10 protein-coding genes and 1 pseudogene are annotated in these 10,539 nt (G+C 70.2%); 4 read left to right on the top strand and 7 right to left on the bottom strand.

Annotated elements, in window-relative coordinates; translation table 11 throughout:
- Positions 1-96 precede the first annotated feature (96 nt).
- Positions 97-1,248 carry an XdhC family protein gene (locus ABT063_RS31600; RefSeq protein ID WP_351063040.1) on the top strand — a complete coding sequence of 384 codons (1,152 nt, stop codon included), beginning with the start codon at positions 97-99 and terminating at the stop codon, positions 1,246-1,248.
- A 29-nt stretch (positions 1,249-1,277) separates the two neighbouring features.
- Positions 1,278-1,439, top strand: a pseudogene (locus ABT063_RS31595) (GTP 3',8-cyclase MoaA); the annotation flags it as partial.
- Between the two features lie 53 nt (positions 1,440-1,492).
- On the opposite strand, the gene ABT063_RS31590 reads toward ABT063_RS31595, so the two are convergent.
- The gene (locus ABT063_RS31590) at positions 1,493-2,380 is read right to left on the bottom strand and encodes a helix-turn-helix domain-containing protein (protein WP_351063038.1); all 888 of its coding nucleotides are present in this window, start codon (positions 2,378-2,380) and stop codon (positions 1,493-1,495) included.
- A 129-nt stretch (positions 2,381-2,509) separates the two neighbouring features.
- On the opposite strand from ABT063_RS31590, the gene ABT063_RS31585 reads away from it, so the two are divergent.
- Positions 2,510-2,761 (top strand): acyl-CoA-like ligand-binding transcription factor, encoded by a 252-nt coding sequence (locus ABT063_RS31585; RefSeq protein WP_351063036.1) that lies wholly within the window; start codon positions 2,510-2,512, stop codon positions 2,759-2,761.
- Between the two features lie 311 nt (positions 2,762-3,072).
- On the opposite strand, the gene ABT063_RS31580 is transcribed toward ABT063_RS31585, so the two are convergent.
- From ABT063_RS31580 to ABT063_RS31555, 6 genes are read right to left on the bottom strand one after another with little or no spacing between them, the layout of a single operon-like run.
- Complete coding sequence (locus tag ABT063_RS31580) at positions 3,073-4,113, bottom strand: hypothetical protein (RefSeq protein WP_351063034.1); 1,041 nt, start codon at positions 4,111-4,113, stop codon at positions 3,073-3,075.
- A 16-nt stretch (positions 4,114-4,129) separates the two neighbouring features.
- On the bottom strand, positions 4,130-4,981 hold the full coding sequence (locus ABT063_RS31575; protein ID WP_351063032.1) for a fructosamine kinase family protein: 852 nt from the start codon (positions 4,979-4,981) through the stop codon (positions 4,130-4,132).
- The gene (locus ABT063_RS31570; protein ID WP_351063030.1) at positions 4,978-5,217 is read right to left on the bottom strand and encodes an acyl carrier protein; all 240 of its coding nucleotides are present in this window, start codon (positions 5,215-5,217) and stop codon (positions 4,978-4,980) included. Before ABT063_RS31570 ends, ABT063_RS31575 begins: the two co-directional genes overlap by 4 nt.
- Before the next feature lie 21 nt (positions 5,218-5,238).
- Positions 5,239-6,357 (bottom strand): S-adenosylmethionine:tRNA ribosyltransferase-isomerase, encoded by a 1,119-nt coding sequence (locus tag ABT063_RS31565; protein WP_351063029.1) that lies wholly within the window; start codon positions 6,355-6,357, stop codon positions 5,239-5,241.
- Positions 6,354-7,643 (bottom strand): type III PLP-dependent enzyme domain-containing protein, encoded by a 1,290-nt coding sequence (locus tag ABT063_RS31560; protein ID WP_351063027.1) that lies wholly within the window; start codon positions 7,641-7,643, stop codon positions 6,354-6,356. Before ABT063_RS31560 ends, ABT063_RS31565 begins: the two co-directional genes overlap by 4 nt.
- Positions 7,640-9,088, bottom strand: coding sequence for a class I adenylate-forming enzyme family protein (locus ABT063_RS31555; RefSeq protein ID WP_351063026.1), 1,449 nt, complete (start codon positions 9,086-9,088; stop codon positions 7,640-7,642). Before ABT063_RS31555 ends, ABT063_RS31560 begins: the two co-directional genes overlap by 4 nt.
- Before the next feature lie 419 nt (positions 9,089-9,507).
- Here ABT063_RS31555 and ABT063_RS31550 point away from each other — a divergent pair, with 419 nt between their 5' ends.
- Positions 9,508-10,533, top strand: coding sequence for an ABC transporter ATP-binding protein (locus ABT063_RS31550; protein WP_351063024.1), 1,026 nt, complete (start codon positions 9,508-9,510; stop codon positions 10,531-10,533).
- Positions 10,534-10,539 lie beyond the last annotated feature (6 nt).

Here is a 10,539-nt window from a genome sequence, read left to right as displayed (position 1 = left end):
GGGCGCCTGTCCGGGCGTGTCGGTGTGCTCTTGGTGCTCGGTGGTCGATGCCACTGGTCATCTGCCCTTAACTGACGAGCGCATCCGACACCTCTCATGCTGAACATCGCGGACACTCTGTACCGCTGGTGCCGCGAGGCCCGCCCCTTCGCCCTTGCCACCGTCACCCAGGTCAGCGGCAGCGCACCCCTGCCACCCAGCACCGCACTGGCCGTGGACACCGGCGGCGAGGCCGTCGGCAGCATCTCCGGAGGATGCGTAGAGGGCGCCGTCTACGAGCTGTGCCAACAGGTGCTGGAGTCGGGCGAACCCCCGGTACAGGCCCGGTTCGGCTACTCCGACGACGACGCCTTCGCCGTGGGCCTGACCTGCGGCGGCGAGCTGGAAGTCCTGGTCCAGCGCGTCGACCCCGCCGACCAGCCCCACCTCACCACCGCCCTGGAACAGGTGTTGGCCGGTCTGCCCGTCGCCGTGGCACAGGTGGTGGACGGACCGCAGCACCTTCTCGGCCGCACCATGTCCGTCCTCGGGGGCGGCAGCGCGTACGACGGGACAGTCGGCAGCCGACAGCAGGACCGGGTGGTGGCCACTCAGGTCCGCGCGCTGCTGCGGGCAGGCCGTACCGTCCGCGTCGCGGTCGGCGGGGATGCCGACACCTGCCCGGAGAAGCTGACACTCCTGGTCCACACCCAGGCCCCGCCGCCCCGCATGCTGATCTTCGGCGCCGTCGACTTCGCCGCAGCCCTCAGCCAGGCCGGACGCTTCCTCGGCTACCACGTCACCGTCTGCGACGCCCGCCCCGTCTTCGCCACCCCCGCCCGCTTCCCACACGCCGACGAGGTCGTCGTCGACTGGCCCCACCGCTATCTGGAGGCCACACAAGTCGACGCCCGCACCGCGATCTGCGTCCTCACCCACGATGCCAAGTTCGACGTCCCCGTGCTCCGCCTGGCCCTCGACCTCCCGGTCGGCTACATCGGCGCGATGGGCTCCCGCCGCACTCACGAACACCGCCTGGAACGTTTGCGTGAGGCCGGCGTGCCCGATGAGCACCTCGCACGCCTGCACTCACCGATCGGACTCGACCTCGGCGCCCACACCCCCGAAGAGACAGCGATCTCCATCACCGCCGAGATCATCGCCCGCACCAACAACGGCACCGGCCTGCCCTTGTCCCGCGTCCCCGGTCCCATCCACGGGTCCGTCCCGGTGGACCAGATGTCACCAGCCTCGGTCCTGGCCGCATGACGGCGCGACATGCGTGGAGGAGAGGCCCCGTGCTCGTCGACCCCCACGGCCGGGTGGCCACCGGCCTCAGGGTCTCACTGACCGACCGCCGCGATCCGCGCTGCACGTACCGCATGCCCGAGGAGGGCCTCCAGTGGCTGGCCAAGCCCGACCTGCTCACCGACGACGAGATCGTCCGCCTCATCGACATCAGGACGGAACCGATGCGTGGGGCGGCGCGTAACGTTGTCATCGGTCCCACGTCTCAGCGCAGCGGCTCCATCTCCCAACTGGCCAGCATCCGCAGGGCTTCCTCCGAGCGGGAGCCAGGCTCGGCGTGGTAGGAGATCATCCGCATGGGGGCGCCCCCGGGCAGCGCCATGGGCTCGTGGACGAGGTCGAACTCTCCCACCAGCGGGTGCCGCATCCGCACGATCTCGCCAACAGTCCCGCAGCTCACCTCGTGCCGTGCCCACAACCGCCGGAACTCCTCGCTCTTCTGCGACAACTCCTCGATCAGCGAAGAGAGGTATGAATCCCCGGGGCTTTTACCGGCGTTCATACGCACAACACTGGCGATTCTCAGCGCCGTGCGGCCCGGGTCGGCGAACCGGTCGCGCATCTCGGGCGAGAGGAAGATCAGCCGGGCCACGTTGCGCTCCTCGGGCCGCAGCCGGCCCCAGTCCCCGAAGACGGCGGCGGCGAGCCGGTTCCACCCCAGGATGTCCAGGCGCCGACCGACGACGTAGGCGGGCACGCCGAGCCCGTCGAGCAGGTGCTGGACGCTGGGCCGCAGTCGCTGCGGCGGCGGCACGGCCTGCGTCGCGCTCTGCCGCTCGGGCTGGGCCAGCCGGCCCAGATGCTCACGCTCCTCCTCGTTCAGGCGAAGGGCGCGGGCGACGGCGTCCAGCACCTCGGCCGACATGGTGTCGCCGTATCCCTGCTCCAGGCGTGCGTAGTAGGCGTACGACATCCCCGCCAGCTGCGCCAGCTCCTCGCGCCGCAACCCGGGAACCCGCCGCCGCCCGTGCGAGGGCAGGCCCACGTCCTCGGGCCTCAGCCGGGCCCTGCGAGAACGCAGGAACTCCCTCAGCTCGGTACGCCGGTCGAGTCCGGACGTCACTTGGTCACCGGGCGCCACATGTGAAGACATCTCTGTCCTCCAGTTGTCCAACGTGCCTCGCTGTTGCGGGGCAGCGTACAGCATCGACCCTGCGACTCATCTTGATACTGAGTATCAGAACGATGCAGACGCTGCGCCGGGCGTTCGACGTATCTGCGCATGCTCCAGGAGACCCCGTCACTGCGCGCCCGGCACTACGAGAAGCGACTGAGCTGGCAGGAACTGCTGGTGCCGGAGGTCGCCCGGCGGCTGGGGGTGGGCTCTGACCGGCCCGAGGACACCAGGCCGAGTGCACTGGCCGCCGCCGCGCTCGCCTGCCTGGACGTGGCCGCCACGGGGTGGGTGGCCTGTGAGGGTACTGTCCCGCTGGCCGTGCTGCTCGACCGGGCGATGGGCGCGTTGGCGGAGTAACCCGGCCCGCCGCCCCGTCGACGCGCTTCCACGCTCGCTGTGCCACAGCGGAAAGTGGCTGAACAGGCAGAGTGGGCTCGTAGGAGCGCGACCGCTGAGTCTGTGCGCGCTGCTGTGCGCGGTGATCAGTCACCGCGTGCCGGATTCGGCGCCACGCTCGCCAAGGAAGACGAGACGGTTGGGCCCCTTGCTCGCCCAGAGGTGGGCGACGGTGGTGATCCGGCGCTCGGTGACCTGACCTCCCCCTTACCGGGTTCTTTGATGCGGCACGGGTCGCGCTGGACCCTCGCTGGTGATGAGTCGAGCACGCGTCACACCACCCCGACGATCCGCACCACTTGCTCCAGCAGCCGAGTCTCGGTCTCCCGCACCCGGGCCAGGAACTCCAGGCCTCGTGCGGCCTCATGGCCGGTCTTCTCGGGCGGGAGGAACAACAGCCGCAGCCTGAACTCCCTCACCTGGCGGTCCAGTTCACGGTAAGCGTCAAGGGTGCCGGCCAGTGGCTCGTGGAGGGCGCAGGAGTCGGCGAGCTGTGCGATCCGTCGCAGGATCATTCCCTTGTGTTCGGAGAGCAGGTGGAACCTGCGGTAGTCCAGGCCCGCCGTCCCGTCCTTCACCTGTGCGAGGTGAAGGACGAGATGGTCGTACGTCTTCACCCCGGCGTTGGTTTCGAGATCGGCCGCGTCCGGTACCGGTTCGGCGGGAGCGGACCACCAGGTGTCGGTGCCGTGGGTCTCGCCGGGTATACCGGAGACGTACTCCTTGAGTGCGCGGGCGAGGCGGTCGGGACTGAAGCTGTGCGAGTCCGGGCGGGGCCTCAGAAGCTGGACGGGGTTGCGGACCTCCGAACGCCCCTCGTCGGCGGCCGACCTCGCCCGGCGAAAGGCTCTGGCGAAGTCGTCGTACGAGATGCGGAGTGCGGAGAAGACGCGGGGTCTGCCGCCGAATCCCACCACGTCGACCTCCCGGCTCCGGTCGTCGTAACCGAAGACGAGGTACTCATGCAGCCGGACGAATTCCCGTTCGCGCAAATGGTCGTCGTCGACGAAGACGGTGCAGTGGTGGCCGGCGGAGATCCGGTCACGGATCAGGTCGATGACCGACGGGCCCGCTTCGGCGACGGCCGCCCAGTCGAGGGTCCGGCACTCCAGGACCTCCGGATAGCCGAAGGAGTCGGCGAAGTCTAGGTGCGGTTGCTCGCCGCTGCCCGGGGAGTACTCCGAGTGGAGCTGGACGTAACGCTCCAGGTACCAGGGCAGGGTGTCCTCGTGGGCCAGGGCCACACACAGTGGGAGGGCACCGTAGAGGTAGGAGGTGTACTCGTGCTGGACGTTGATCTTCAGGCAGGGCACGGCGGACTCCCCGGGTTCAGGAGAACGTACGGACGACGTCCCGGACCTGCGCCACGGTGTCGCCGTACGCCCCGAAGTGGGCCAGCACACTGAGGTGTTCGCGCAGGTGCAGCAGCGGCATGCGTTCCCGCCAGCTGTCGGCCAGGGGGGAGATCTCCTCGTACGCGCGGAAGAAGCGGTCCGGCGGAGGGTCGCAGCAGTACATCATGCTGAGGTCGGACTCGGCCCACGTCCAGCACACCGCCGGGTCGATGAACACGGGCTCACCGGCCGGGTCCGCGACGATGTTGCCGCGCCAGAGGTCGCCGTGGTTGAGCACGCTCGGGGACGCCGGGACGAGCTGCGGCAGGCGCTCGCAGATTCGCTCCAGGCCCGACAGGTCGGCCGGTGCGAGGGCGCCACGGACCTTGGGCTCGCGGAGGTAGCGGCGGATCCGGCGCTCGGCGAAGAACTCGTGCCCGTCGTCGGTCCAGCCGTTCTCCTGGGGAAGCAGGCCCAGCCATCCGTCGGTGTCCCAGCCGAACCGGTCGCCGCGCACCGCGTGCAGTTCGGCGAAGGTCCGACCCGCCGCCTCCCAGAAATCGTCGGTGTCGGGCCGTGGTTGCAGCGCTTCCATGAGGACGTGGTGCGCACTCACCTCGAACACTCTGGGAGTCCGGATGCCCGCCCGCTCATGGAGCGCCCTGAGGCCGGCCGCCTCCAGCGGGAACAGGCCGGCCGGCGCATCAACGGAACCCTTGAGGACATACGCCGAACCGTCGGCGAGGGTCAGACGCCAGGCATCGTTCACCGCGCCGCCGGAGAGCGGCTCGGCGTCGACCACGCTCGGGACGACCGCGCTGGGCAGGCTCTTCCAGAGTGTGTTCACGGGGTCAGCTCCGACAGGGCGTCCCACAGGGTGCGGGCGGAATGGAACATCGCGTACATGATCCTGTCGTCCGGGAAGGTCACGTCGAACCGCTGCTCGAGGTCGACCACTATGTTGACCGCGGTGAGCGAGTCCAGGCCGTAGTTCGTGAGGGGTGTGTCGTAGTCCAGCGACCGGTCGGCGGGAAGGCCGAGGTTGGTCTGGAGGATCTTCTCGAAATCGGTGGAGCGCTGCATTTTTCCGTCCTCCTCGGACAGTCAGACGATCAGCATCGAGTCGCCGAACTCGTTGAAGAGGTAGCCGTTCGGCAGGACCTCCTCCTGGTACACGCGCAGCAGTTCCGCCGCCCCGGTGAAGGCGGAGGTGAGACGCAGCTCGGAACTCTGCGGCATGTGGAAGTTGGTCAGGAAGGAATCGCACACCTTGAAGCGGTGGCCCGGCCCCAGGATCAGGTTGGTCCAGCCGGACCCCGGCCACACCCGGCCCGTGCGGTCGTCCGCCACGGTCTCCAGCGCGCGCAGCGCCGACGTACCGCAGACGACGATCCGGCCGCCCGCCCGGCGCCGCTCGTTGAGCGTGTCGGCGGCCCGGAGCGACACCTCGTACCGCTCGGGCCTGGGGAACGGCAGGCTCACGCCGGCCCTTCCGCGCGGCAGGTCGACGCCCTCGTCGTCGGCCCACTCCACGTCCTGGCCGAGCCATTCGCGCAGATACCCGTGCTGCCAGCGCGCGGCGATGAAGTGGGTCACCTCCACGACGCAAACGCCCTGTTCTTCGAGGGAGTCGAGCAACCTCCGGGTGAAGTGCCGTGCGGCGGACGGGAACAGCGTGGCGCCGGGCCGGGTGGCGAGGGACGTCTGGTAGTACTCGGGGTCCTCCGGGTCCTTGTCCAGGTAGTCGGGGTACGCGATCTGTCCGATCCGGGAGAGGACGTCCACGCCTCCCGGTTCGAGGCGCAGCCGCCACACGCCGACGGACTCCTCGTGGAGCAGTTCCCCGGTCACCTCACCGTCCGCTCCGAAGCGGAAGCGCTCGCCGGGTGCCGCGGTGGGAGCCGGGAGGACCAGACAGTGCCATGTGCCGTCCTCCATCGGGGAGAAGACGTTCACCACGATGGGCTTGCCGCGGGCGTCGGTGCCGCGCAGGATCGACGGGACAACGCGTGCGTTGTTGACGACCAGCGCGTCTCCGGGGGCGAGATACCGGCCGAGGTCGGCGAAGCGCCGGTGCTCGACCGTGTCCGTACGGCGGTCCAGGACCAGCAGCCGGGCGTCGTCGCGTGCCGTACCGCGTACTTCGGCGGGTTCCTGCGCGATGAGGTCGTGGGAGAAGGGGAAGTCGTACTGGCCCGTCCGCTGCTCGGCTGTCTCGGTCATGTGTGTTCTCCTTCGTCTGCCGGATCCGGCTGAAGCCGGGTGTCGGGATCCAACTGGAGCTGTGTGCACCGGAGTTCGACGCGGGACGCCGAGACGGCGGCGCCGCCGTCGAGGATCACTTCGGCCGGGACGTCGCGGCTGAGAAAAGCGAGCAGGCCGGCCGTCATGCCGTACGCGCCGACGTTCGGTACGACGAGGACGTCACCGGCCTCGACCTCGCCCAGCCGTACGTGGTGGCCGAGCACGTCCGCCGGGGTGCACAGCGGGCCGGCCACTGTGACGGGTCCGGGATCGGGCGCCGCGCCGGGTGCGTCCTCCGCCCGTTCCACGAAGGGCTCCATCACCGGCCGCAGCAGCCGACCCGAACCGGACATGCCCGCAAGGTGGTTGATCCCGCTGTCGATCAGTACGTGGACCTGGTCCTCGCCCCGCTTGACCTCGACGACCGTGGCGAGAAGCCGGCCGCAGTCCGCCACGAGATAGCGTCCCGACTCGAAGGCCACGGCCGGGCGGCCCGCCCGCCAACCCGGCAGGTGCTCGTCCAGCGCGTCCTCGAGCACCGGGCGGAGCCCCGCATACCTTTCCCGTGCGGTCCGGGTCGCGAAGGGCGCCCCGAACCCGCCGCCCAGATCGACCAGTTCCATCGGCAGGCCCAGTTCGCGCAGCCGCCCGGCCGCCGCGACGCTGCCGAGGAACTCCGCCGACAGGCTCTCCTCGTCCCGGGCGTTGCTGACCGGGAAGAAGTGTGCGCCGACGACACGGGTGCCGGGCACGGCCAGATACGACGGGATGTTCCCGGTCAGTTCGTCGAGCGGTACCCCGAACTGCGTTGCCCGGCCGGACATCCGGATGCTCGCGGCGCCCCCGAGGACTCCGTTCACCCGGATCAGGCAGTCGGCGCGGACTCCGAGTGCCGTGGCGGCCGTACCGACGCGTCGCAGATCGTCCGCGGACTCGACGGAGAACCTGCGCACACCGAAGCGGAGGGCCGCGTCGATCTCATGGGGTGTCTTCGCGGGCCCGGTGTACAGGCAGCGCTCGCCCGGCCACCCCGCGCGGGCGGCGGCCCGCAGCTCGCCCGGGGAGCTGATCTCGGCTCCGCAGCCGCCGAGGCGCAGGGTCCGGGCCAGCTCCGGATGGGGGTTGGCCTTGAGGGAGTAGTACAGCTCCGCCGGTTCCGGGAGCGCTGTGCGCAGGTCGGCGAGGGACTGGCGCACCTTGCCCGTCTCGTAGACGTACAGCGGGCTGCCGAAGCGCCGGAGAAGGTCACGTGCCGCCGCCGTCACGGGCTCACCTCCGTCAGGAGGGACCGCAGGGCGGTGCGGTCCAGCTTGCCGTTCGACTGGCGGGGCAGCTCCGCCACGGCGCGGCAGACACCGGGGACCTTCTGCGGGTCGAGCAGGCTCCTGAGCTGTCTCAGCACCTCCGTTTCGGGCATGGACGCGACGACGAAGAGGGCCGCGTCCATGCCGTCCAGCGGCGGCAGGACCGCCGCTTCGGCCACGCCGGGGACCTCGCGGGCCGCCGCCTCGATCTCCGCGGTGCTGGTGCGGACACCGAGGCGCTTGAAAACGGAGTCGCGGCGGCCGACGACGTACACATGGCCGTCGGTGTCCAGGTAACCGTGGTCGCCGGTGTGAAGGATCGTTTCCCCGGAGGAATCGTCAGCCGAGCGCCTGAAGACCTGTGCGGTCTGCTCCGGCGCGTTCCAGTACCCGTCCATGACATGCGGACCCGACACCACGATCTCCCCCACCTCACCGGCCCCGACCTCGCGGCCGTCCGCGCCGAGAATCCCGACCCTCGTCCCGGTCAGCGGCAGCCCCGTCGACCCCGGCCTTGCGAGGTCCCCGTCGACCGCCGAGATGGAGATCCGCTTGCACTCGGTCGTGCCGTACATGAGCTGGATCCCCGCCCCCGGGAAGCAGGCGCGCAGTTCGCGGATCGTCTCGGGTACGAGCGCCTCGCCCGTATTGGTGAAGAGGCGGACGCTCGACTCCACCGGCCTGCCCCGGGCGAGCCGCACCAGGATCGCGGCGAGTCCCGGCACCAACGGGACGACAGTCGCGCCGAGTTCGCGGATCCGGGCCAGGATGCGGCCGTCCACACCGCCGGGGGCGAGGATCAGCTCGGCGGTGGCATGGGCGGCCAGGAAGGCCTGGTAGAGGCCGTAGTCGAAGGAGAGCGGCAGGCGGCAGTAGACGACGTCGTGCGGCGCGTACCGCAGGCGCTCCGCGATCGCCGTGACCGCGAAGAGGATCTGCTCGGCGCGGCAGACGACCGCCTTCGGCGCGGCGGTACTGCCGGAGGTGTAGATCAGGAGGGCCGGGGGGTCAGCTCGCGACGCGGAGCCGGAGAGGACGTCGAGATCCGCCGACGACGGTTCCCGGGCCGGGACCGACGGGATGTCCGGCAGGGTCAGGCGGGGCGTCGCGTCCCGTGCGACGTGCTCCAGCTCCCGCCGGGTCGCGGTCGGGCTGAGGGGAATCGCTGTCGCGCCGACGAGGGAACAGCCGTAGAGGGCGGCCAGGGTACTGCGGCGGCCGGCCGCCCGGATCAGGACCCGGTCGCCGGGGCCGATGCCCCGGTCGTGCAGCCAGGCGCCGAATCCGTGGCTGTGGGCGGTGAGTTCACGGTAGGTCCAGGCGCCCTCGTCGTCGCGCAGGGCGGTGCCGTCGGGGCGGCGCTCCCGGGCGTCCAGGAGGAGGTCGTGGATCGCGGGCATGGTCATGCGGCGGACAGCCTCCGGTGTCGATGAGCGAAAGGCGCGACAACGTTGTCAAACCGAGGTGCCTCCCGACCGGAGGCGGGGAGGGGAACAGGGGGATGGCGGAGGATCCGTTCGGGAGCGTCCGGGAGCGTCCGGGAGCCGCCCGCCGACGATTGAAGCCGGGCCGCGGCCGGGCTGTCAATGCCCAACACCCTTTATTCCTCCGATGACTTGCAGCAGCGGCGCCCGCACGCCACGGCAAGCTCCGCCCAGGACGTGAAGATAACGCGAAAGGAATGCAGGTTATTCGTGCTCACGAGGGACTGTGCCCGATCCTGGCGACGAACGTGAGCGCACCTCCGGCGCTTCCGCCGGTCGATACATCCGATGTAACTCCGTGCACGGCAGCGCTGGGAGACGGGATGGGAGACGGGAAAGGTATGCCTGCGGCGATCAGTACCGACGGACTCACCAAGGTGTTCCACACCACCGAACGCGGCGAAGGATTCCGCGGCGTCATGCGCTCACTCGTGACACCGCGGCGGATCGCCAGAACGGCCGTCGAGGACGTGTCCTTCCGGGTCGAGGAGGGCGAACTCCTCGCGTTGCTGGGCCCGAACGGGGCCGGCAAGTCCACCATCATCAAGATGCTCACCGGCATACTCACGCCCACCTCGGGCCGGGCGGAAGTCGTCGGGGTGGTGCCGTACCGCGAGCGGCTGCGCAACGCGCGGACCGTGGGGGCGGTGTTCGGGCAGCGGACCCAGCTGTGGTGGGACCTGCCCGCCCGGGAGTCCTTCGCGATCCTCCGGGACATCTACGACATCGGCGAGACCGAACACCGGGCACGGCTGCGGGAGTTCGACGACCTTCTCGACCTGTCCGCCTTCTGGGACACCCGGGTACGGCATCTCTCGCTCGGCCAGCGGGTGCGCTGCGACCTCGCCGCGGCGCTGCTGCACGATCCGCCGGTGATCTTCCTCGACGAGCCGACCATCGGCATGGACATCGTTGTCAAGGAGCAGGTGCGGCGGTTCCTCCGGCACCAGGTCCAAAAGCGCGGCCGTACGGTGCTCCTCACCACACACGACATGACCGAGGTCGCTCAGCTCGCCGAGCGGATCGTGCTGATCAACCACGGGCGCATCGTCCGCGACGGTTCGCTGGAGCAGGTCCGGCGCAGCTTCGGCGGATCCTGGACGGTGCACGCCACCGTCACGGGACCGGAGGACGCCCGCTGCCCCGAGGGGTTGCGGATCGTCCGGGCCGACGGACCCCACCTCGTCTTCGGCCCCGACCCTGCGGTCCCGCTCCCCGCCCACGAAGCCCTCCGGCGGGTTGTCCAGCGATACGACGTCGTCGACCTCACCCTGGAGGAGAGCGACTTCGAGGACGTCATGCGGGCCGCCTATCTCGACCCGGACGCGTCCGGCGGGGGCAACCCGGCCGTCCGTGAACCGGCGTGAGACGGC

This window comes from Streptomyces sp. NPDC002838 (assembly GCF_040295365.1).
Lineage (GTDB): Bacteria > Actinomycetota > Actinomycetes > Streptomycetales > Streptomycetaceae > Streptomyces.
This window is presented reverse-complemented; position numbering and strand designations above follow the sequence as displayed.

What these genes read in the sequence shown, in the direction of transcription:
- ABT063_RS31600 (WP_351063040.1), top strand. Translation starts at nt 97, where the DNA reads ATGCTGAACATCGCGGACACTCTGTACCGCTGGTGCCGCGAGGCCCGC.
- ABT063_RS31590 (WP_351063038.1), bottom strand. Translation starts at nt 2,380, where the DNA reads ATGTCTTCACATGTGGCGCCCGGTGACCAAGTGACGTCCGGACTCGAC.
- ABT063_RS31555 (WP_351063026.1), bottom strand. Translation starts at nt 9,088, where the DNA reads ATGACCATGCCCGCGATCCACGACCTCCTCCTGGACGCCCGGGAGCGC.
- ABT063_RS31585 (WP_351063036.1), top strand. Translation starts at nt 2,510, where the DNA reads ATGCTCCAGGAGACCCCGTCACTGCGCGCCCGGCACTACGAGAAGCGA.
- ABT063_RS31570 (WP_351063030.1), bottom strand. Translation starts at nt 5,217, where the DNA reads ATGCAGCGCTCCACCGATTTCGAGAAGATCCTCCAGACCAACCTCGGC.
- ABT063_RS31550 (WP_351063024.1), top strand. Translation starts at nt 9,508, where the DNA reads ATGCCTGCGGCGATCAGTACCGACGGACTCACCAAGGTGTTCCACACC.
- ABT063_RS31565 (WP_351063029.1), bottom strand. Translation starts at nt 6,357, where the DNA reads ATGACCGAGACAGCCGAGCAGCGGACGGGCCAGTACGACTTCCCCTTC.